23 protein-coding genes, 1 tRNA gene and 2 pseudogenes are annotated in these 20,800 nt (G+C 63.3%); 16 read left to right on the forward strand and 10 right to left on the reverse strand.

What is annotated here, in order from left to right:
- The first annotated feature begins 277 nt into the window (after positions 1-277).
- The 4 genes from serS (at position 278) to ABMA59_RS23910 (ending at position 4,552) form a co-directional block, all read left to right on the forward strand.
- Positions 278-1,579, forward strand: a complete 1,302-nt coding sequence (gene serS / locus ABMA59_RS23895) for a serine--tRNA ligase (protein WP_349007897.1) — start codon at positions 278-280, stop codon at positions 1,577-1,579.
- Between the two features lie 2 nt (positions 1,580-1,581).
- The gene (surE, locus tag ABMA59_RS23900) at positions 1,582-2,343 is read left to right on the forward strand and encodes a 5'/3'-nucleotidase SurE (protein ID WP_349007898.1); all 762 of its coding nucleotides are present in this window, start codon (positions 1,582-1,584) and stop codon (positions 2,341-2,343) included.
- The gene (locus tag ABMA59_RS23905) at positions 2,340-2,993 is read left to right on the forward strand and encodes a protein-L-isoaspartate(D-aspartate) O-methyltransferase (RefSeq protein ID WP_349007899.1); all 654 of its coding nucleotides are present in this window, start codon (positions 2,340-2,342) and stop codon (positions 2,991-2,993) included. The genes surE and ABMA59_RS23905 overlap by 4 nt, the downstream gene beginning before the upstream one ends.
- A 206-nt stretch (positions 2,994-3,199) precedes the next feature.
- Positions 3,200-4,552: a peptidoglycan DD-metalloendopeptidase family protein gene (locus ABMA59_RS23910; protein ID WP_425475976.1), complete on the forward strand. Its 1,353-nt coding sequence runs from the start codon at positions 3,200-3,202 to the stop codon at positions 4,550-4,552.
- A 57-nt stretch (positions 4,553-4,609) separates the two neighbouring features.
- On the opposite strand, the gene ABMA59_RS23915 is transcribed toward ABMA59_RS23910, so the two are convergent.
- Positions 4,610-5,485 (reverse strand): ATP-binding protein, encoded by an 876-nt coding sequence (locus ABMA59_RS23915; RefSeq protein ID WP_349007901.1) that lies wholly within the window; start codon positions 5,483-5,485, stop codon positions 4,610-4,612.
- A 284-nt stretch (positions 5,486-5,769) separates the two neighbouring features.
- Between ABMA59_RS23915 and yajC the strand changes: the two genes are divergently transcribed.
- From yajC to ABMA59_RS23935, 4 genes are read left to right on the forward strand one after another with little or no spacing between them, the layout of a single operon-like run.
- Positions 5,770-6,105 (forward strand): preprotein translocase subunit YajC, encoded by a 336-nt coding sequence (yajC, locus tag ABMA59_RS23920; protein ID WP_349007902.1) that lies wholly within the window; start codon positions 5,770-5,772, stop codon positions 6,103-6,105.
- 48 nt (positions 6,106-6,153) lie between these two features.
- Positions 6,154-8,715, forward strand: a complete 2,562-nt coding sequence (gene secDF / locus ABMA59_RS23925) for a protein translocase subunit SecDF (RefSeq protein ID WP_349007903.1) — start codon at positions 6,154-6,156, stop codon at positions 8,713-8,715.
- An 11-nt stretch (positions 8,716-8,726) separates the two neighbouring features.
- Positions 8,727-9,116 (forward strand): Mth938-like domain-containing protein, encoded by a 390-nt coding sequence (locus ABMA59_RS23930; RefSeq protein ID WP_349007904.1) that lies wholly within the window; start codon positions 8,727-8,729, stop codon positions 9,114-9,116.
- A 17-nt stretch (positions 9,117-9,133) separates the two neighbouring features.
- On the forward strand, positions 9,134-9,976 hold the full coding sequence (locus tag ABMA59_RS23935; RefSeq protein ID WP_349007905.1) for a phytoene/squalene synthase family protein: 843 nt from the start codon (positions 9,134-9,136) through the stop codon (positions 9,974-9,976).
- 39 nt (positions 9,977-10,015) lie between these two features.
- Here ABMA59_RS23935 and ABMA59_RS23940 read toward each other — a convergent pair whose 3' ends face one another.
- Positions 10,016-10,351 (reverse strand): type II toxin-antitoxin system RelE/ParE family toxin, encoded by a 336-nt coding sequence (locus ABMA59_RS23940; RefSeq protein WP_349007906.1) that lies wholly within the window; start codon positions 10,349-10,351, stop codon positions 10,016-10,018.
- On the opposite strand from ABMA59_RS23940, the gene ABMA59_RS23945 reads away from it, so the two are divergent.
- Positions 10,350-10,553, forward strand: a complete 204-nt coding sequence (locus ABMA59_RS23945; RefSeq protein ID WP_349007907.1) for a hypothetical protein — start codon at positions 10,350-10,352, stop codon at positions 10,551-10,553. The two genes, ABMA59_RS23940 and ABMA59_RS23945, sit on opposite strands and share 2 nt — an antisense overlap.
- A 404-nt stretch (positions 10,554-10,957) precedes the next feature.
- Here the strand turns inward: ABMA59_RS23945 and trmFO are convergent, their stop codons facing one another.
- Entirely contained in the window at positions 10,958-12,382 is a 1,425-nt protein-coding gene (gene trmFO, locus ABMA59_RS23950) for a methylenetetrahydrofolate--tRNA-(uracil(54)-C(5))-methyltransferase (FADH(2)-oxidizing) TrmFO (RefSeq protein WP_349007908.1), read from the reverse strand.
- Between the two features lie 54 nt (positions 12,383-12,436).
- Between trmFO and ABMA59_RS23955 the strand changes: the two genes are divergently transcribed.
- Complete coding sequence (locus tag ABMA59_RS23955; RefSeq protein ID WP_349007909.1) at positions 12,437-13,042, forward strand: hypothetical protein; 606 nt, start codon at positions 12,437-12,439, stop codon at positions 13,040-13,042.
- Positions 13,043-13,354: 312 nt separating this feature from the next.
- Here the strand turns inward: ABMA59_RS23955 and ABMA59_RS23960 are convergent, their stop codons facing one another.
- The gene (locus tag ABMA59_RS23960) at positions 13,355-13,495 is read right to left on the reverse strand and encodes a DUF1127 domain-containing protein (RefSeq protein WP_308055198.1); all 141 of its coding nucleotides are present in this window, start codon (positions 13,493-13,495) and stop codon (positions 13,355-13,357) included.
- 234 nt (positions 13,496-13,729) lie between these two features.
- Between ABMA59_RS23960 and ABMA59_RS23965 the strand changes: the two genes are divergently transcribed.
- From ABMA59_RS23965 to ABMA59_RS23980, 4 genes are all read left to right on the forward strand, one after another.
- On the forward strand, positions 13,730-14,824 hold the full coding sequence (locus tag ABMA59_RS23965; RefSeq protein ID WP_349007910.1) for a DUF2157 domain-containing protein: 1,095 nt from the start codon (positions 13,730-13,732) through the stop codon (positions 14,822-14,824).
- On the forward strand, positions 14,824-15,393 hold the full coding sequence (locus ABMA59_RS23970; RefSeq protein ID WP_349007911.1) for a GDYXXLXY domain-containing protein: 570 nt from the start codon (positions 14,824-14,826) through the stop codon (positions 15,391-15,393). The genes ABMA59_RS23965 and ABMA59_RS23970 overlap by 1 nt, the downstream gene beginning before the upstream one ends.
- A 68-nt stretch (positions 15,394-15,461) precedes the next feature.
- A tRNA-Leu gene (locus tag ABMA59_RS23975) sits at positions 15,462-15,546 on the forward strand.
- A 297-nt stretch (positions 15,547-15,843) separates the two neighbouring features.
- Positions 15,844-16,083, forward strand: a complete 240-nt coding sequence (locus tag ABMA59_RS23980; RefSeq protein ID WP_349007912.1) for a hypothetical protein — start codon at positions 15,844-15,846, stop codon at positions 16,081-16,083.
- A gap of 5 nt (positions 16,084-16,088) precedes the next feature.
- Here ABMA59_RS23980 and ABMA59_RS37270 read toward each other — a convergent pair.
- Positions 16,089-16,163: pseudogene (locus tag ABMA59_RS37270) on the reverse strand (hypothetical protein); the annotation flags it as partial.
- Here ABMA59_RS37270 and ABMA59_RS23985 point away from each other — a divergent pair.
- Positions 16,138-16,299 carry a hypothetical protein gene (locus tag ABMA59_RS23985; protein WP_349007913.1) on the forward strand — a complete coding sequence of 54 codons (162 nt, stop codon included), beginning with the start codon at positions 16,138-16,140 and terminating at the stop codon, positions 16,297-16,299. The pseudogene ABMA59_RS37270 and the gene ABMA59_RS23985 overlap by 26 nt on opposite strands.
- Before the next feature lie 5 nt (positions 16,300-16,304).
- On the opposite strand, the pseudogene ABMA59_RS37275 reads toward ABMA59_RS23985, so the two are convergent.
- The 3 genes and pseudogenes from ABMA59_RS37275 to ABMA59_RS24000 all read right to left on the reverse strand — a co-directional run.
- Positions 16,305-17,072, reverse strand: a pseudogene (locus ABMA59_RS37275) (recombinase family protein); the annotation flags it as partial.
- A gap of 429 nt (positions 17,073-17,501) precedes the next feature.
- Entirely contained in the window at positions 17,502-18,176 is a 675-nt protein-coding gene (locus ABMA59_RS23995) for a hypothetical protein (protein WP_349007915.1), read from the reverse strand.
- Positions 18,177-18,369: 193 nt separating this feature from the next.
- The gene (locus tag ABMA59_RS24000) at positions 18,370-18,852 is read right to left on the reverse strand and encodes a hypothetical protein (protein ID WP_349007916.1); all 483 of its coding nucleotides are present in this window, start codon (positions 18,850-18,852) and stop codon (positions 18,370-18,372) included.
- Between the two features lie 58 nt (positions 18,853-18,910).
- Here ABMA59_RS24000 and ABMA59_RS24005 point away from each other — a divergent pair, with 58 nt between their 5' ends.
- Positions 18,911-19,177 carry a hypothetical protein gene (locus ABMA59_RS24005; RefSeq protein ID WP_349007917.1) on the forward strand — a complete coding sequence of 89 codons (267 nt, stop codon included), beginning with the start codon at positions 18,911-18,913 and terminating at the stop codon, positions 19,175-19,177.
- On the opposite strand, the gene ABMA59_RS24010 is transcribed toward ABMA59_RS24005, so the two are convergent.
- Positions 19,171-19,419 (reverse strand): hypothetical protein, encoded by a 249-nt coding sequence (locus ABMA59_RS24010; RefSeq protein WP_349007918.1) that lies wholly within the window; start codon positions 19,417-19,419, stop codon positions 19,171-19,173. The two genes, ABMA59_RS24005 and ABMA59_RS24010, sit on opposite strands and share 7 nt — an antisense overlap.
- A complete protein-coding gene (locus tag ABMA59_RS24015; RefSeq protein ID WP_349007919.1) occupies positions 19,416-20,672 on the reverse strand; it encodes a type IV secretory system conjugative DNA transfer family protein in 1,257 nt (418 codons plus the stop codon). Before ABMA59_RS24015 ends, ABMA59_RS24010 begins: the two co-directional genes overlap by 4 nt.
- Positions 20,673-20,800 lie beyond the last annotated feature (128 nt).

The raw sequence follows: 20,800 nt of genomic DNA on the forward strand, positions 1-20,800 counted from the left end.
CACGTCCTTCCGGAGGACGAAGGGGCTTCCGCCAACCTTGGCGAGGGCGGCCGGAAGGCAGCACATCCTTAGCCGATGATCGAGTTTGCGGCCGCCAGTCCTCCCGGCTCCTCCCTTCGAGGTAGGGGCCGTTCCAAATAGCCAGGGCCGGAAGGCCGCCTGGCAACGGAGAAGCTTGTGCCAAAACCCTGAACCGGCGTCCGTGATTTGACACCGCCGCATGGGTCCGGCATGAGCGGGATCGAACATCCCGCAACGAAATCGCCCGATACCGCCCATGCTAGACATCAAATGGATTCGCGAGAAACCGCAGGCCCTGATCGACGCGCTGGTGAAGCGCCAATGGTCCGAGGAGGACGCGCAGGCGGCTGTCGACGACGTCATTTTGAAGGACGAATCGCGCCGCGCCCATCTCGGCGAATTGCAGGTCAAGCAGGAGCGCCGCAACGCCGCCTCCAAGGAGATCGGCAATGCCATGCGCAACAAGGACATGGCGCTGGCCGAAACGCTCAAGGAAGAGGTCAACGGCATCAAGGCGTTTCTGGCCGAGGCGCAGGAGACCGAGCGCAGGAACGACAAGGCGCTGGAGGATGCACTTGCCGTGCTCCCCAACGTGCCGCTGGACGATGTGCCGGTCGGCGCCGACGAGCACGGCAATGTCGAGGTCCGCAAGGTCGGCGAGATCAAAGCGCGTCCCAACTGGACGAAGGAGCATTTCGAGATCGGCGAGGCGCTCGGCCTCATGGATTTCGAGCGCGCCGCGAAATTGTCTGGCGCCCGCTTCACCATTTTGAAGGGCCAGCTTGCACGGCTCGAACGCGCGCTCGGCCAGTTCATGCTCGACCTGCACACGAGCGAACATGGCTACACGGAAGTGCAGCCGCCACTGCTGGTCCGCGATGAAGTGCTCTATGGAACCGGTAGCCTGCCGAAGTTCGAGGAAGACCTGTTCTTCGTTCGTCATGGTGAAGGCCGTCTCGGCCTCATCCCCACCTCCGAACCTCCGCTGACAAACTTGGTGCGCGAAGAAATCCTCAAGCATGACCAACTGCCGCTCCGCTACACCGCGCTGACCCCGTGCTTCCGTTCCGAGGCGGGCTCGGCCGGCCGCGACACGCGCGGTATGTTGCGCCAGCACCAGTTCTACAAGGTCGAGCTGGTCTCCATCACCGACCAGCAGAGCTCGCTCGCCGAACACGAGCGCATGACCCAATGCGCCGAGGAGGTGCTGAAGCGCCTCGGCCTGCCGTTCCGCACGGTGGCGCTCTGCACCGGCGACATGGGTTTCGGCGCGCAAAAGACCTACGACATCGAGGTGTGGCTGCCCGGCCAGAACGCCTATCGGGAAATCTCGTCCTGCTCGGTCTGCGGCGATTTCCAGGCGCGCCGCATGGATGCCCGCTACCGGCCGAAGGACGAGAAGGCGACGCGCTTCGTCCACACGCTGAATGGCTCCGGCGTCGCCGTAGGCCGCGCGCTGATCGCCGTCATCGAGAATTACCAGAACCAGGATGGTTCCGTTAGCATTCCTGAAGCATTGCGGCCCTATATGGGTGGGCTCGAAAAGATCGGGGCCTGACCGTGCGCATTCTTCTCACCAATGACGACGGCATCCATGCCGATGGCCTGTCATGCCTGGAGCGCATCGCGCGTCAGTTGAGCGACGACGTTTGGGTCGTCGCGCCGGAAGCCGACCAGTCGGGTTTTGCGCATTCGCTGTCGCTGTCGCAGCCGCTGCGTATGCGAAAGCTCGACGACCGGCATTTCGCCGTGCGGGGCACACCGACCGACTGCGTCATCATGGGTGTCAAGAAGCTGATGCCGGAGCCGCCGGACCTGATCCTCTCCGGCGTCAATTCGGGGTCCAACGTCGCCGACGACATCACCTATTCCGGCACGGTGGCCGGCGCCATGGAAGGCACGCTGCTCGGCATCCGCTCGATCGCGCTCAGCCAGGCCTATGTGTTGAAGCAGGATATCGGCCGCGACGTGCCGTGGGAGACGACCGAGGCGCACGCGCCGGCGCTGCTGGACAAGCTGCTGTCGACCGACCTGCCGGAGGGCGTGTTCCTCAACCTTAACTTCCCGAACTGCGTGCCGGACGAAGTCGAGGGCGTCAGCGTCACCGGGCAGGGAAAACTCGGCTACGGCATGTGGATCGACGAACGCGCCGACGGGCGCGGTTTTCCTTATTACTGGCTGCGCTTCGGCCGCGGCACCACCGAGCCGCTCGCCGGCACCGACCTGCATGCACTGGGTCACCGCCGCATTGCCGTGACGCCCCTGAAGATGGATTTGACCGCGCACGAGTTGCGCGACCAGCTCACGAAGGCGCTTGCATGATGATCGGAACGCCGGGTCGCGAGGGTTTCGCCGCCTTCATGCTGCGCATGCGCGGCAAGGGCGGCGTGACGGGCAACGTCCTTGCCGCCTTCGAGGCGACGCCGCGCGCTCCCTTCCTGGCGGGCCATTTTCACGACCTTGCCTGGTCGGATCGCATGTTGCCGATCGGATGCGGCGAGGCGATCGAGGGCGCCGATCTCCAGGCGCAGATTCTTTCGGCGCTCGCCTTCGAACCCGGCAACCGCGTTCTGGAGGTCGGCACGGGCTCCGGCTACACCGCGGCCGTCATCTCGCGGCTGGCCGGGCGCGTCACCACCATCGACCGCTACAAATCGCTGGTCGAACAGGCGCGCATGCGCTTCGAGCAGTTCGGCATCCAGAACGTGATTGCCCGCCAGGCAGACGGCGCGAACGGGCTTGCCAGCGAGGGCCCCTTCGACCGCATCGTCGTCTGGGCCGCGTTCGACAGCCATCCGCGAATCTTCGTCGACCAGCTTTCGACCGGCGGCACGATGGTGGCGGCAATCGGCCCGGAGGAGGGCAAGCAGGTTCTGGTGCGGCTGACGAAAGTCGGCAGCCGCTTCGAGCGCGAGGACATCGGCGAGGTTCGTTTCCAGCCGATCCTCAAAGGTGCCGCCGCCGTTCTCTGACCGGATCGATTTGGAGCGACACGCTCCGACAGCCTTAAAATTTCGGCGCGAACGCCGCCGCTCTTAACCGACCAGTAAGATTAACGCGCTTTAATCATGCCTGTGTTTGTACCGGGTGTAAGCGGGTCATTGCGATGCTGGTGAGTGTATTGCGGTCGGATAAGCGCAGGCTTTGGTGCGGCGCGGCCCTGCTCTTGATGACGGGAATGACGGCGGGCTGTAGCTCGCAATTCTCCCGGTTCAATTCCACGGACGATGTCTTTACAGGCTCGACCGCCAACCAGCGCCAGATCATCAACGGTGACAGTCAGCCTTATCCCGGCGACAATGCCCGGGTCGCGGCCGCTCCCGTCGATGGCGTCTCGACGGGCTCGGTCAACCGCGGTGCGCTCTCGCCGGTCGCGGCGCAGCCGTTGCCGCCGCCGGCCGTTCCTGCGCAGCCGGCGCGCGTGGCCGTGGCGCAACCGGCGCCGGCGCCGGCGGCGGCTCCGCCCGCCGAGCACACGCTGAGGGTTCCCGTCGCGGAAGCCCAAAAGCCAAGGCCGGCCGCACCGAAACTGGCTTCCGCCGAACCGCTCGACCGCAAGCCGACCGGGACGGTCGCGGATGGATCCTCGGCCTCGACGAAATTCGACGTGCCGGCAAACAAGGTGCCGGTGCCGTCGAAGGCGCCGCAGGAGAAGGTCGCCGTCCTCCCGCAATCGCCCAAGGTGAAGGAAGCGCCCGCGGCGGCGGGCTTGACTGCGTCCAACAATGCCAAGCAGCCCGACAAGCAGGCGAAGACCGACCAGGCCAAGACCGAGCAAGCCAAGGCGCAGCCGGCCAAGGCCGAACCGGTCAAGACCGCCGCCGCCAAGGGCGCCTACACGGTCGAATCGGGAGACACTTTGTCGAAGATCTCCCGCAAGACCGGGGTGAGCGTCACCGCGCTCAAAGCCGCCAACGGCATGCAGGACGGGGTTCTGAAGATCGGCCAGACGCTGAAGGTTCCGGCGCCCGGCGAGACCGTCGTCGCCAAGGCGGCTCCCGCCCAGGCTGTCGATCCGGTCTCGACCAGCGCCGTTCCGGCAGCGCCCAAGAAGGTCGCGCAGCAAGAGACGGTCGCGGCGGCCGCTCCGCCGAAGAACGACGGAAAGGTCATCGAGCAGGCCGAAAAATCGGAGGCGGCCGCGCCGAACTCCACCGGCATCGACCGCATGCGCTGGCCGGTGCGCGGGAAAGTGATCTCCGGCTACAGCAAGGGTGGCGGCGGCGAGAAGGACGGCATCGACATCGCGGTTCCGGAAGGCACGCCGGTCAAGGCTGCCGAGAACGGCGTGGTCATCTATGCCGGCGACGGCTTGAAGGAATTCGGCAACACCGTGCTGGTCCGCCACGAGGACGGCCTGGTCACCGTCTATGGCCACGCCAGCCAACTCAAGGTGCAGCGCGGCCAGAAGGTCAAGCGCGGCGACGAGATCGCCGTTTCGGGCATGAGCGGCAACGCCAATGCACCGAAACTGCATTTCGAGGTGCGCAAGAACTCCGCGCCGGTCGATCCGACGACCTATTTGGAATAGGCGTCTCGGAATCCGGCACGTCCTTCGAGGCAAGTCTCGAAGGACGCGCTTGACGGGTCAATCCTTCAGCGGCTTGCCCAGCCGCCCGGCCAGATCCTGCACGAACTGCCAGGCGACGCGGCCCGAGCGGCTGCCGCGCGTGGTCGCCCATTCCAGCGCTTCGGCGCGCAGCGTATCCGGGTCCATCTCCAGCCCGTGATAGCGGACATAGCCGTCGATCATCTCCAGATAGTCGTCCTGCGAACATTTGTGGAAACCCAGCCAGAGGCCGAAACGGTCGGAAAGGGAAACCTTCTCCTCGACCGCCTCGGACGGATTGATCGCCGTCGAGCGCTCGTTGTCGATCATGTCGCGCGGCAGCAGGTGCCGGCGGTTCGAGGTCGCGTAGAAGATGACGTTGGCCGGCCGCCCTTCGACGCCGCCTTCGAGCGCTGCTTTCAGCGACTTGTACGACGTATCGTCGTGGTCGAAGGAAAGGTCGTCGCAGAACAGGACGAAGCGGTGCGGCGCCTTCTTCAAAATCGTCATCAGCCGGGGCAACGTGTCGATGTCCTCGCGATGGATCTCGACCAGCTTCAGGCGTGATCCATCGGCGCTTTGATGATTGATCGTCGCATGCGCAGCCTTCACCAGCGACGATTTTCCCATGCCGCGCGCGCCCCACAGCAGCACGTTGTTGGCAGGCAGGCCCGCGGCGAAGCGCTGCGTGTTGTCGACGAGAATGTCGCGCACCCGGTCGACGCCCCGGATCAGCCCGATCTCGACGCGGTTCACCCGATGCACCGGCTCCAGCACGCCCAGTTCGGCCGACCACACGAAGCAGTCCGCCGCGTCCAGGTCGGCTTCGTCAGGCGGAGGAGGGGCGATGCGGTCGACGGCCGCGGTCAGTCGGTCGATCCGGTCGAGAAGGGCTTGCAGCGATGGGGTGGGCATGAAATCGGTCCGGTCAGGTTTAGCATGGGTCTGTCGGCCGCCAGCGATACGCGAATCCCGCCCGTCGCCCAAGGGGCGGGCGGTGGTCCAGATGCGGCAAAAGACGATCATGCCTCACGATGTCTCGCGGCCTGCGGCGATAAACCGCGAGAATGGCCGGAATCGGCGCTGAAAACCGCCGGCAATGCCTACAGGTGTAGTTGCATTGACGGTTCGACTGACTATATTCCGGCCAACTTTGGCGGGCCTCGCGAGGCCCTTTTTCCGTTTCAGGAGCAGACTGCATGATCGTGACACCGGCATACGCGCAAGGCGTGGGTGCGTCCCCCGACATGTTCATCAGCATCCTGCCTTTCGTGCTGATCTTCGTGATCATGTATTTCCTCATCATCCGGCCGCAGCGCACGCAGTTGAAGAAGCGCCAGGAGATGCTGGCTGCCGTCCGCAAGGGCGACACGGTCGTCACCGGCGGCGGCTTCGTCGGCAAGGTCACGCGCGTCATCGACGACAACGAGCTTGAGATCGACCTCGGCGGCACGAAAGTCACCGCGCTGCGCTCGACGATTGCCGATGTGCGCGTGCGCGGCGAGCCCGTCGCCAACCAGAACGTCAAGAAATAAACGCCTTCGGGGACTATACTTCCGACTGGTCGGACTGACAGAGGCAAGATGCTCTATTTTTCACGCTGGAAGACGATTTCGATCTGGGGCGTCGTGCTCCTGGGCGTGATTTTTGCCATCCCCAACCTGTTCTCGGACTCTTTCCGCGCCAGCCTGCCGAGCTGGGTGCCCGACCGTCCGATGACGCTCGGCCTCGACCTGCAGGGCGGCTCCCACATCCTGCTTGCAGTCGACCGCAACGACCTCGTCAACGAGCGCCTGCAGACGGTGCGTGACGATATCCGCACCCTGCTGCGCGACGCCAAGATCGGCTACACCGGCCTTTCAGGAACCGGTACGTCGGTGCAGGTGCGCATCCGCGAGGCCAATGAGGTCGAGAAGGCCAAGACCGCGCTCGCGTCGCTCCTCCAGCCGGTGACCAACAGCCTGTTCGGCACCGGCGCGATCTCGGAACTGACGCTGGAAGAGCCCGAGCAGGGGCTGCTGCGCTATACGCTGACGGAAGAGGGCATCAACTACCGCATGTCCTCGGCCGTCACCCAGTCGATCGAGGTGATCGGCCGGCGCGTCAACGAACTCGGCACCACCGAGCCGACCATCCAGCGCCAGGGCGCCGACCGCGTGCTGGTTCAGGTGCCCGGCCTCCAGGATCCGCAGCGCCTGAAAGATATCCTCGGCCAGACCGCCAAGCTGACCTTCCAGATGGTCGATCAGTCCATGGCCGTGCAGGAAGCCATTCAGGGCCGCCCGCCGGCAGGCTCCAGCGTGCTCTATTCCACCGACGATCCGCCGGTCCCCTATCTGATCGAGGATCGGGTCATCGTCTCGGGTGAAAACCTCACCGACGCCCAGGCGACCTTCGACCAGCGCACCAACGAGCCAGTGGTCTCCTTCCGTTTCGACGGCAAGGGCGCGGCCCGCTTCGGCCAGGCGACCCAGCAGAATGTCGGAAAACTCTTTGCCATCATCCTCGACAATCAGGTGATCTCGGCGCCGCGCATCAACGAGCCGATCCTCGGCGGCAGCGGCCAGATCTCCGGAAACTTTACCCCTGAATCCGCCAACGACCTGGCCGTTCTGCTTCGCGCCGGCGCACTGCCCGCCGACCTCACCATCGTCGAGGAACGCACGGTCGGCCCGAGCCTTGGCGCCGACTCCGTCGCCGCCGGTGAGTTCGCCGCCATAATCGCCGGCATCCTGGTGGTGGGCTTCATGTTGGTCGCCTACGGCACGCTGGGCATCATCGCCAATGTCGCGCTCGCCGCCAACGTCATCCTGATCATCGCCATCCTGTCCGTGCTCGGCGCCACGCTGACCATGCCCGGCATCGCCGGCATCGTGCTGACCGTCGGCATGGCGGTCGACTCCAACGTCATCATCTACGAGCGTGTCCGCGAGGAGCGGCGATGGGGCCGCTCTCTGGTCCAGTCGCTCGACCAGGGTTTTGCACGCGCATTGGCGACCATCGTCGATGCCAATTTCACCACCTTCATCGCCGCGGTCATCCTGTTCTATATGGGCACCGGCCCGGTGAAGGGTTTCGCCGTCACGCTCGCCATCGGCATCGTGACGACCGTCTTCACGGCGTTTACGCTGACGCGGTGGATGATCGCGATGTGGCTCAAACACTTCAAGCCGAAGGAACTGCCGAACGGCCTTATCCGCTTCATCCCGGACGACACCAAGCTGCCGTTCATGAGCTGGCGCCGCTATGCTTTCACGCTTTCGGCGGTGGCATCTCTGGCGGCGGTGGTCCTGTTCTTCTCGATCGAGATGAACTACGGCATCGATTTCCGGGGCGGCACCAGCATCGAGGTCCAGTCCAAGGACGGCCCGGCCGACTCGGCCGCCGTGCGCGAGGTGCTGAGCGAACTCAACATGGGTGATGTCCAGGTTCAGGAGTTCGGGTCGGACCGCGACCTGCTTATCCGCGTCGAAGGTCAGAATGCCGGCGACAATGCCGAACAAAGCGTCGTCGAGAAGGTGAGGCTCTCACTGGCCGACAGTTACGATTTCCGCCGCGTGGAATCGGTCGGCCCGACGGTGTCGTCGGAACTCGCCTGGGCCGGCACCATGGGAATCCTCGCCTCACTGGTGGCGATGCTGATCTACATCTGGTTCCGCTTCGAATGGCAGTTCGGCCTGGGCGCGGTGATCGCCACGGTCCACGACGTCACCATGATGGTCGGGCTCTACGTCATATCCGGTCTGGAGTTCAACCTGACCAGTATCGCGGCGATCCTCACCATCGTCGGCTATTCGATCAACGATACCGTCGTGGTCTACGACCGCGTCCGCGAGAATCTGCGCAAGTACAAGAAGATGCCGATCGAGCAATTGCTTGACCTGTCGATGAACCAGACGCTCTCGCGCACCGTGCTCACCGGCGTCACCACGCTGCTGGCGCTGATCGCACTCTATCTGTTCGGCGGCGAGGTCATCCGTTCCTTCACCTTCGCCATGATCTTCGGCATCCTCGTCGGCACCTATTCGTCGATCTTCGTCGCCGGCCCGCTGCTGATCCTGTTCAGATTGCGGCCTGAAGGCTCCGAGGCGGACGGCAAGGACGACGCCAAGCTGCCGACGACTGCCCAGCCTTCACAGACCTGACCGGCCGCTTCGTGACGGCCGGCATCGTCATCAGAGACGCGCATTTTCCGGGCAGGGCGCCGATCGAAGCCTACGGCAACGGCGGCTTCCGCTTTGCCGACATGTCGCATCGGGGCTCGCTCCTCTGCCTGCCCTCCGGCGTCTATGGCTGGGAGCCCGCCGATCCGGCGGCGCTGACGCCCGCCGATTTTACCCGGTTGATCGCCGAGGCCGACAGCGTCGAGATTCTTCTGGTCGGCACCGGCAGGAATTTGCGGCCTCTGCCTGCCGCCTTGCGGGCGGCGCTGAAGGAGGTTCGGATTTCCGCCGATCCCATGTCGACCGGCGCCGCGGTCCGCACCTACAACGTGCTGCTGGCCGAGGATCGCGCGGTCGCGGCCGCCCTGATCGCTGTCGACTAGGCATCCGAGACTGAGCCGTGGCGGATGAAAAAAAGCTCGTGGCCGATCAGGTCCGCGCCGCGGATTACGACCGCTATCTCAGTGCGCTCTACGCACCGCAGGCAAAGCGCGACGCGCTGCTTTCGCTCTATGCCTTCAACGCCGAAATCGCCGGTATCCGCGACCGTATCCGCGAAGCGCTGCCGGGCGAAGTCAGGCTGCAATGGTGGCGCGACGTCATCGCCGGCCGCAACGCTGGCGAGGCGACCGGCCACCCCGTCGCCGACGCGCTGCTCAGGACGATCGACGGGCATGGCCTGCCCGAACGCGCCTTCGAAAATTATCTCGACGCCCGTGTCTTCGACCTCTACGACGACCCGATGCCGTCGCGCACCGATCTCGAAGGCTATTGCGGCGAGACGGCGGGCGCGCTGATCCAACTGACGGCGATGGTGCTCGATGCAAAGTCCGCGCCGGATTTCGCCGCACTCGCCGGCCATGCCGGCTGCGCGCAGGCCATCACCGGCATTCTGCGCCTGTTGCCGCTGCACCGGGCGAGGGGCCAATGCTACGTGCCGCGCGACATTCTGGCCGCCGCCGGCACGACGCCGGAGGAGTTCGTCTCGGGAGCGCGGAGCCCATCGGTCGCCAACGCGGTCGACGCCATGGTCGCGCTGGCGACTGAACACTACCAATCGTTCCGGATGGATGCGGCTTCCTTGCCGCCCAGCCTGCGTCCCGCCTTCCTGCCGGTGGCGTTGGTACCGACCTATTTCGCCGCGATTTCAGCAAACGGGCCGAAAATGCTGACCGAACCGGCCGACGCTCCCGGCTGGAAACGGCAGTGGACGCTGTTCCGCGCGGCGTCGAAGGGATGGTAGGCAGACGCTTTTTCCCGACTGGGCCATCGGGTCGATTTGCTAATCGTTTTCCGATTCGGGTTGTTCGCCCCGCAAAACTGCCTCGAAATTGCGTCCCCGGCGAAAAATGTTGGTTATCCAGACGATCTGATCTTCGATGAGATAACAGATGATGGCGGATCGTTCGAAAGCGACGGTACGCAAGCCGGGAGATAGGTCGTCCCGTATTCGTCCCATGCGCGGAGCTTCGCCGATCTTTCGGCAGCGCTCTTCAAGTCTTTTGATATAGGCAAATGCAGTCCGGGGATTTGCACTGGTCTGGGCTATGTACCAAAAAATCGTGTCGAGATCGGTGCGAGCATCATCGCGATAGTGCACCTCAAGCGGCGGAATCATGACGTTTCTGCGCACGTTCGAAGAGATCGCGAAGGTGTTCCGATACTTCTTCGGTTGTATAGCCCGGACGCCTATCCTCGATCGAAGCTCTTATCTTCGCCTTGACCCAGGCGAGATCGTCAGCGCGGTCCTTCTCGATGCGATCCAGCGCGTTCAAGGCGGCGTCGAGGACTTCGTTCTCGGACCCGAACGCGCCCTGTGAGATTAATTCCCGAACACGATCGGCAACGCCGGTCGATACTGAAATGGACGCCATTTTGTCCGCTCCGTGAACTTGTGTCTTAACATACTAAGAGGTTTGCCGCGTCCTCGCAAACGTGAAGAAGGCACGCCGATGACCCGCCGCCTTTGCCGGACGCCAACGTCTCGTTAGTTGCCTGCCGCTCATAGATCGAAAGCAGCCTCGAACGACCTAGCTGAAGCTCGCTTCCAATTCTCAGGGGTAACTCAACTCTGCCGGGTCTCTCGCGCCGGTTCCATACGTTGAAATAGATGCCAAGCGGATATGCGGGATAATACTGCCTGGCAGAACGGCTCTGTCGTTCCGGAAGGCTGAGCGGCCGAAGGTGAGATATGATGTCTCTTCTCACCTCTAAGATGCCGGCACTACTCCGCCGCCTGCGCGGCCGGAGCAATTCCCAGCCACGCCCGGCAATCGCGCAAGGCCCTTGCCGTCGTCGCCTTCTTCTTGGCGATCGTCTTGTCCTTGCCGCGAAAACGTCCTTCGAAATCGTCGGGACGCAACTTCGTGCCGGGGTCCAGCGGCGGGAACAGGCCGAAATTGACGTTCATCGGCTGGAACGAGCGTTTCCCGGGCTCGTCGTCGGAAACGATATGCCCGCCGGTGATGTGGTTGAGCAGCGCCCCGAAGGCGGTGGTCGCGGGCGGCACCGATACCTCCCGGCCAAGGCGTTCCGCCGCGGCGAAGCGTCCGGCCAGCAGTCCGATCGCGGCACTCTCGACATAGCCTTCGCAGCCGGTGATCTGGCCGGCGAAGCGCAGGCCGGGTCGGCCCTTCAGTCGCAGCGTCGGGTCGAGCAGCGTCGGCGAGTTGATGTAGGTGTTGCGGTGCAAGCCGCCGAGCCGCGCGAAGTCCGCGTTCTCCAGTCCCGGAATGGTCCGGAAGACGCGTACCTGCTCGCCATGCTTCAGTTTTGTCTGGAAGCCGACCATATTGTAGAGCGTGCCCAGCGCGTTGTCCTGGCGCAGTTGCACGACCGCGTAGGCCTTCACCGTCGGATTGTGCGCGTTGGTCAGGCCCATCGGCTTCATCGGCCCGTGCCGAAGCGTCTCCACGCCGCGCTCCGCCATGACCTCGATCGGCAGGCAGCCGTCGAAGTAGGGCGTGCCCTCCCATTGCTTGAATTCTGTCTTCTGGCCGTCGACGAGAGCCTGGACAAAGGCCTCATATTGCGCCCGGTCCATCGGGCAGTTGATGTAATCCTTGCCGGTGCCACCCGGCCCGACCTTGTCGTAGCGCGACTGGAACCAGCAGACATTCATGTCGATCGTGTCGAAATGCACGATCGGCGCGATGGCGTCGAAGAAGGCCAGCGCATCCGCGCCTGTCCTTTCCGCGATCGCCTGGGCGAGCGACGGAGCCGTCAGCGGGCCGGTGGCCAAGATCGCCTGATCCCAGTCTTCCGGCGGCAGGCCGGTCACTTCCTCACGCACGATGCTGATCAGCGGATGCGTTTCCAGCTTCGCCGTCACGGCGGCCGAGAATGCGTCGCGGTCGACAGCAAGCGCGCCGCCGGCCGGCACCTGGTGCGCGTCGCCGCTTGCCATGATCAGCGAGTTGGCAAGCCGCATCTCGGCATGCAACAGGCCGACGGCGTTGGTTTGGGCATCGTCGGAGCGGAAGGAATTCGAGCAGACCAGTTCGGCAAGGCCGTCGGTCTTGTGCGCATCGGTGCCGCGAACCGGGCGCATTTCGTGCAGGACAACCGGAACGCCTGCCTGCGCCACCTGCCAGGCCGCTTCGGAGCCGGCCAACCCGCCGCCGATGATGTGAACAGGGTTCTTGATCATGGGGCCGACATAAGTCCGGAGCGGCTGAAAAGCAACTTTAGGCACCGCTTGCAAGTGAGCGACGCCGCCTCCACTATGCGGTCAATGGGGTTGGGCAAAAGCATTTCCCTTGCAGGGTCGGTTGTTCTGTCGGTGATGGGGACGGCAGGCGTCAGCCATGCCGTCCCGTTGACCGTCTGCCACGGCTATTCCTGTACCTTCGCGACACGGCTGGAATTCGGCCCGGGCGATTTGAAGAGCATCACGTCCATCATGCGCGGCGGTGCTTCTTCGGCCGCGGCCGAACGCAATGCAATCTCGAGGGCCGTGCAATATTACGAGCGCAGGGCCACCGCGGCCATCGGAATCCGCGACCGTGCGAAGGGTGAGTTCGCAGGCGCCAGGGAGCGCGGCCAGATGGACTGCATCGACGAATCCACCAACACGACGAGCCTGCTCGAACTGTTGGAAAGCAGAGGCTTGCTTCTTCACCATACCGTACAGCGCAAGGTATCTCGCGGCTTTTTCATCGACCGCCGTTATCCGCACTTCGCCGCCGTTATCGCCGACAGGACCGGGGAAAGGTGGGTGGTCGACAGTTGGTATGAGCCGGGCGGCGGTGCGCCGGACATCATGCCGCTGGCTCGCTGGCGCACGCGCGGCGTGCTGGGCGAACGATAGGCATTTCGGCGCTTGGGAAGGTTTGAGGGGCCTAAAGACACAACACCCGCCGGGGGAGGAGGTCCGGCGGGTGTCGCATAGGCCGGGCAGCATTCGGGAGGAGGTGAAGGCTGCCCGTAGTCGCCGAACCCTGGGAGGAGGATGGGCCGGCGATGTTCTTTTCGCATATGGTGCGTGCGAAGCGCTGTTTCAACAGCACCCGCCGGGGGAGGAGGTCCGGCGGGTGCCGTTTTGGTGGCCAGTCATCGGGAGGAGGAGAGACTGGCCGTATCCGTCGGAACCGGGGAGGAGGTCGGTTCCGGCGAAATTCCTTTAAATCGCCTTGCGCGCGACGTAGGGGATGTCGCTGCGGCTGAAGCCGAGATCGGAAAGCTCGCGGTTGGACAGGCGGCTCAGCTCGGAAACGGTTTCCCGGTAGCGGCGCCAGTTGCGATAGTTGCGGATCAGGTTCATGGTCTTTCTCGTGTCGTCTTTCGTTCTTTTCGTTTTTTCACGATCCGAAAATAAGCACGCGCCGCTTCGATGAAAAGTGCCTATCCCGCATAGCAGCAATGCGATTTGTGCATTGCAGCATTAAGCGATCTTAGAGGGTGCGGCGCAATTGCGGTCGATTCGGATTTATTTCTTGGCGTCAAAGGGTTGCGCTCTCGAACTAAAGTCGCAGGCGCTTGGAGTGCGAGGGGCGGGATGAGCGGATATTCGAAGCGGCTGGCACGCGACATCGAGCGCTGGGTCGGCAGCGGTTTGATCGACCGCCCGACCGGCGAGACGCTGTTGCGCGACGCCGAGAAAAACGACCGGCGCTCCTTCAGTTTCGGCTTCATTCTCATGATGATGGCGACGCTCCTGCTTTGCGCCGCGCTTCTGCTGGTCATTGCCTCCAATTGGGAGGCGATCCCGCGCCTGACCCGCGTGCTCGCCGTGTTCGCGTTCATCCTTGCCGGTTACGTCGGCGGTGCGCTGGTCAAGCTGCGCGGCCACGACGCCTTCGCTGAGGCGGCATGGCTGGTGGCCGCCGCGGCCTTCGGCGGCGGCATCGCGCTGATCGGCCAGATGTATCATCTCTCCGGCGACGAGGAGATGGCGATCCTGACGTGGTGCGCCGGGACGGGCCTCGCCGCCGTCCTGTTGCGCTCCGGCCCGCTGACGATCGGCGCAGCGGCCATCGCCGCGTCCTGGCTGTTCACCGAGGGGTTCGACATATGGGGCAGGAGTCTAGTCCCGATCTCCTATCCGCTGGTCGCCGCCGCTATATGGCTGGTGTCGCTCTGGACCCGGAGCGCCGCGACGCGGCATCTGCTGGTCCTGTCGCTGATTGCCTACGCGGTCATGCTGGCCGCCGACCGCGATGTCACGCTCTTTGGGTCGTTGCTTGCCGCAGTCTCGCTCGTCCTGCTCATCGCGTCGGTGCTTGCCGGCCCGGCCGCGGAGCGAATCGTGCAGCTCGACGGCCGGCTGCCGCTGCACGCGCTGCTGGGTTTCCTGGCAGGCGCCGCCATGCTGCAGTTCGAGCATACGGAGAATGCAGCGGCGCTGGTCGCGGCGGCGCTGGTGGTGTTCGCCGTCATCGCCGGTACGGTCTACCTGCTCGGCCGCGACAGCCGCGGCCTGCGCTGGCTGGCCTATCTCGGTTTCGCCTTCGAACTCTGTTTTCTCTATATGGCGACCGTCGGCACCATGCTCGGCACGGCCGGGCTGCTGCTGGCGGTCGGTCTGGTGCTTGCCGTCGCCGCCTTCCTCATCATCCGCATCGAACGCCGCATGAAGATGGAGCCCGCGTGATGCGCCGCTACCGCCTGCTCTTTACCGCACTGGTGCTGGCCGTCCTCCAGATAGGCTTCCTGTCGTGGATCATCGCGGCTCGCGCCGCGCTGCTGCGCGACGGCCGCGAGGTGCTGCTGAAAGTCGAGCCTGTCGACCCGCGCGATCTCCTGCGCGGCGACTATGTGCGGCTGGGTTATGACATCTCCACCATTCCGCGCGACCTCGTGACCTTCGGTCCGCCGATCGAAAGCGAGCGCGGCGCCGACGTCTATGTTCGCCTCAAGCGGCAGCCCGACGGATTTTGGCGTGTGGCTTCCGCTTACGTCGATGCTCCGCCGGCAACCCCGGTTCCCGAGGGCGAGATCGAGCTGCGCGGCAAACTCGCCTATTCAGTTCCTCCTGACCCGGTCCGCGTCCATTACGGTATCGAGCGCTTTTATCTTCCCGAAGGCGAAGGCAAGCCGATCGAGCGCGATATGCGTGTGCGCAGCTTCGGTGTCCTCGCGGCCGTTGGCGCCGACGGCGCGGCGCGGATCAAGGCGCTGATGGACGGCGACACAAAGATGTTCGAGGAGCCGCTCTACTGAACGCTCGGCTTGTCGCGTGCGCCTGCGCCGTTGACAGAAGCCCAACGGCATGGGAATGCCGGGTCAGTGCGGATGTGGCGGAACTGGTAGACGCCCTGGATTTAGGTTCCAGTGCCGAAAGGCGTGGGGGTTCGAGTCCCTTCATCCGCACCACACCAGACTTGCTGGTGTATTTGACCCGTCAACGCCTTGAACGGCAAGGCGATTTTCGGTGTTCTAGGTCCCTGTTTCCGACAGTATTCGATGCGGTCGGCAAAGGCCAGTTTGAGCACGGTGCGACGCAGTGCGACATCACCGGTTTGCCAAAGTTTCCAAGGGTTTGCGAGGAATGTGAGGGCCGGTTCTAGTTGTTCCTCGAATTTTCCCTTTGGCTCGGCCTGATTGGCGAGCTTTTCGGTGAGCACGATCTTGCCGCGCTCCAGTTCGGAGATCTTGTTCTCGTAGCTGCGGATGACCGTCGCGTTCGACGCTTCCATGATTCGAGATAGCAAGGTCTCGATCTGTTTTTCGGCCGCCTCGATCTGGCGTCGTCCAGAAAGGATGATCTCGGTTGCCTGGCTGCGGCGCTGTTCCCAGGCAGCGGCGAACATGGCCCGCGCCATCGCAAATAGCGTCTGTGTCGGCTCCAACTGCCGGACCAGTTCGCCGACATCACGTTCCAGCCTGTCGCGCGGGATCGACTTGCCGTAGCTCTCGCAGGTTTTCTCCTGGCAGAGATAGTAGGCGTAAGGCTTGCGGCGACCCTTGCTCCAAGACGAACGCAACGGCACGCCGCAATCGGCGCAGACGGCCATGCCGCGCATGACGAAGTCGTCGCCGATGTTCTTGCGCAAGGGAGCCTTGGCAATCCCATTGCGGCGGGCCTGCACCTTGTCGAACGTCTCCATGCTGATCAGCGGCTGGTGATGGCCCTCGAGCCAATCGATGCCGTAGGTTTCGCTGCAGATGTAACCGGTGTACAGCGGTTGCGTCAGAAGTTCGGCTACCCTCTGCTGCGTGAGGACGCCTTTGCGGTCGCGAGGGAATTCCGGGAAACTCTCCAGGAAGCGCTTCACCTCCGCCTGGGTCTGGAAGCGCCCCATCGCATAACCTTCGAACGCATCGCGGACGATCGTCGCGAAGGGCTCCTGCGGCATCAACAATTTGCCCCGACCTTTGACGGTTTCATAGCGATAACCAACGGGCGGATTGTGAATCCAATAGCCCGACTGCATGCGCGCTTTCATCTTCTGCGCGACCTGACGGCCATTCTGCTTGCGTTCGAGCGCGCCCTGCGCGGCCATGATTGTTTCGATGAACTCGCCCTCGGGACTGTCGTCGAACTTGAAGTTGAGGCACTCTATGCGGGCGCCGCGCTTGCGGAAGGCTTCGCGCAGATCGAGGTGGAAGCGGGTATCGCGGGCAAACCGCTTCAGATCGTCGAAGATGACGACGAAGGGCTCGCCCGGCTGCGCGTCGAGGAAGCTCAGAAGCGCGACCATGCCCGGCCGCTTCATGAAGTCGCCGCCGCCGCTGATCGTGTCCGGGAACACGGCAGCAACCTCGTAGGATTTGGCCGCCGCGTGTTGGCGGCAGCGATGCTCCTGGCTAACCAATCCGTGCCCCTCGTCCTCCTGGGATTTCGACGACACGCGGCAGTAAATGACTGCTTTTTGTTTTTCGGGATTTTTTTGTTTCATACGGCCTCCTTTCCGTTGCCGGGATTGGCAGCAGTCAGGATAGCCTTCAAATCGAGCGCCTGCCCACAAATTTGCGGGTTGGGGGCAATCTGCCAACCGATATCGACGAACGAAACGACGATCGACCAGAGCGTTTCGATCAGTTCGCGTTTCTGGTCGTCGGGAATATCCTGGTCTTCGAGGTAGGGCAGCCAATCGGTCCAATCGAAGCGCAGAGCCGGCGCGGGAGAGCCGCGAGGGGCCTCCGGGCCAGCCTCGATCTTGTTGCGAGTGACCGCAACGGCAGCGGCGTCCATCGGTTCCTCCCGCTCTGCGTCCCCGGCCTTCCGCTGGTGCGGGAACGTGGCGTCAGTGCGAGCGGCGTTCGCCCCGACACGCCCGTCGCTCCGTTGCCCGTCATTCACCCTCTGCATGTCGCCGCCCTCCGCATCAAGGCCGAATGCGTGGCTGGTAGCTGCGGCGCCCGCCGCTGCCGTTCATGGTGCGGTTGCGGGCGGAGGATTCCGAGCTCTGGTCGCGGTCGCGGGTACGCTCGCGAGCTTCCTTCTCCGCCTCGATCTGCGGCCGGAAAAATTGGCCTTCCAGTTCCTTGCCGACTTCGTAGAGATCGCGATCCTCCACGGCGGCGAACTCTTCCTTCATCAGGCGTTTTGCGCCGACATGGGTGATGCCGAGCTCACCGGCCAGCTCCTGCGCCTGATGCGCATAAGAACGGCTGAAGCTGATCTTATCGCCGCCCCTGATCATGGCGCCGACTGCACGAGCGAACCCCAAAGCAAGGGACTTTTGCTCCTTCGTCAGGCTTTCCTCCCGATCGCGATACCCTTGCAGCATCTGGTTGGGTGTCAGCCCGGTACGTTCCTTGAAGAGATCCCTGATGATAATCTCGGCACGGCCCGGATCGAGTTTGTTAGTGCGCGCCACGGCATAGGCGTAGTCGGTCAGCTTGTCCGTATAGGCACCCTGGGTTTTGATCGACAGTTCGACTATGCGCGTGATCCCCATGAATTCGTCGAATTGCGTGTCGCTCAGCAGCCTGCCTGAGAACCCTTCGCGGGAATGAGCGACGCGTTCAGCTTCATTGGGTTCATAAAAGTAGTCCATGTTCGTTGCTCCTCTTCCTTTTAGAACATATCAGGAACTTATAGGACAACAGTCCTAGCTCCGACAAGCAAAAGCCGGATCATTTTGTTGCGTTCTTCTTGTCATATTGCCTGGATTGCTCGGATCGGCGGGCGGAACGCGGGCGTTCTTCTTTGTTTCAGATGGCACCGAACCGCAGCCCGCGGCGGTTCCATCAATCCTGGCTGTGGCGGATGGTGCGGCGGTCTTCGCCGGAACGCCTCTCGCTGGCGCGGAGGAACGCATCGACTGCCATGCCCTTTGTCTGGTTGCGGCGCTGGGCGCGGCCCAGCAGATCCTCGAAGGCTTGCTGTCCTTCGTCGCGCACCCCTTGCATGTCGTTGGCGTGCGCCTGACGCACTCGGCGATGCGCCTCGGTCTCGATGAAGCCGACGCGGTCGTTGCCGCCGCCGGGCGGTGCGGGATGATCGAGATTGGCCTGCGCGGCCTCGTCGTAGAGGCGTTTGCGCACCTCATCGACGCGGGTATAATATTCTTCAGTGTAAAGCAGGTTCATCTGTTCCTGCTTGCCGGAAACGTCCTCATCGATGGCCTTGAATTCGGCGAGGTCGGCATCGGTCCTGAGCATGTTGCGGACGAACGAGACCGAGGCCTTGTGAAGCATCTCGTCCAGCTGCTGTTCTATCGTGTCCGACATGGCCGTATCCCTCGCAGCAAATTTGCGTTCGCCGACCGCGATCCGGCACAATGGGATCATGGTCGTGTTTCAGGACATTCAGGATGTCGAGGAGTGGCTGGCGCCGCTCGACTACATCGCCTTCTGGGAGGCGGTCGCCCCCTACCGTCTAGGTCTACAGGACCGGGACCATTGCGATGGGCTGATCGCGGGCGGAAAAATGACACCCGCACTTTTGCTGGACGTGCTCAAGATCATGGCGACGTCGGAACTGCGCATCGCCTTCAATCTTAAGGACCGCATCATCGATCCGCCGGCCGCCTGTTCTCTCAGATCCGTTCACTGAGCCGTCGCCGGCTTGAAAAACTTGATCCAGGCGCAACGTCCTGCTTCGGCCGGCACGGTGAACTGCCCTAGCGGACCGACGAAAGTGCAGTCCAGGTAGAAGCGCTTCGCGAGCGGATTGAACGGATCGCCGTTGTCTACGAACCGGTAGCTCCACGAGATATGCGGCGCGCCCAGCGTCGCATATGCGGCGTAGCCAGCCAACGGCAGCGCGAGCCAGAGGAACATGGCGGCGAATCTCATGACGGAACTCCTTTGTCGGGAGTCGTCAACGTGATCCAGGGATCGGGGGCGAGCGGGCGGCCTTCGAGCGGATTCGCTTCAAGCAGATGGCAGTAGGGCGCGATGTTCTGCTGGCCGATCGTCCTTGCCCGGGCGAAGCCCACTCCCTTGACGTGCATCAGTTGTTCGTCCCGAGGCATCGCCATGAGTTCGGCGGCTGAGAGCCAGCGCTGTCGGCCCAGGTTCATGTTGGTTTGCAGGCGCATGCTTTCGGTGTCAGCGCCGAGGCTGCTCATCACCGCGAGTTCCTCGCCTAATGCCTTGGACACGCGTTCGGCCTCGGCAAACGAAGAGAAGCCAAACCACTGTTTTACAACAGCGTTTTCTTCAATGGTCTCGACTCCGAGACGACCGAACTTGCGCTCGATCTCGGACCGGCTCTGCGCGATCATGTGCACTTCACAACCATAAGCCCTGAGGGTCGTGAGCGCCTCGACCAGAGATTTCAGCGGGGCGTTGGTGAACTCGTCGGCGATAATGCGCAAAGAGCCGGCGCCGCCGTACAATGCGTCGATGAAGGCCATGATGTGGAGCGCATAATAGGCTCCGAGCTTGTTGACGTAAGCCTGCGGCCCGACGAGGAACACGATGGCACCCTGTTTGACCAGTTCGGCATGCGTCGTCGTCGTGCCGGTGCCGGCATCATTGAGATACGACCCGGCACTGAAGAGCCGCACGGACCGCTGCGCCGCCTCCAGATGCTGCGGCCAGTGCTCGTGTCCGGCCATCTCCAGAATATTCTGGGCGAGCGCTTTCAGGGCGGGGTCGCCTTCCTCAGCCTCGATCGCCGCAAACTTGCGCAGTTTTGCCGGATCGCTCAAAAGGGCCCAGAGTCCGCCCGGAATCGCCAGCGCGGTGCTGCGTTTCAAAAGAGTTCGCATGCCGAACTCCACGAATTTTCGCGGCCACCATCGGAAATAGCTGTTTCTGTCATCTTCTTCTGCAGGCTCTGGAATGAGCGCGTGCGTGATGTTGTCGATGCCGTAGATAAGCCCCTTGGGCTTATGCTTGGCGGCGGCCACTGCCGAGCCGAACGGATTGACCGAGACCCGATGCCGACAGGTTTGCGGCATCACGCCCATGTCGCAGATGATGGCGACCTTGCGGCCGAGCCGCGCGAGCGGCTCAGCCGCCTGGAACGCCAGCTCAGCGTGTTGATTTCCACTGAGAAGTGACCCAGTCGACGGAGGTTTTTCCATCGAGAATTGACCCATGTTTGAAGCTCCTCCCACACGGATTGTGTGGGGGACATCGGAGTGATCGACATGGAGTTATTGAGCGTCATCCGACGCTGGCACTACCGAGACCATCTTTCGATCCGCGACATCTCGCGCCGAACCGG

This window comes from Mesorhizobium yinganensis (assembly GCF_040081985.1).
GTDB lineage: Bacteria > Pseudomonadota > Alphaproteobacteria > Rhizobiales > Rhizobiaceae > Kumtagia > Kumtagia yinganensis.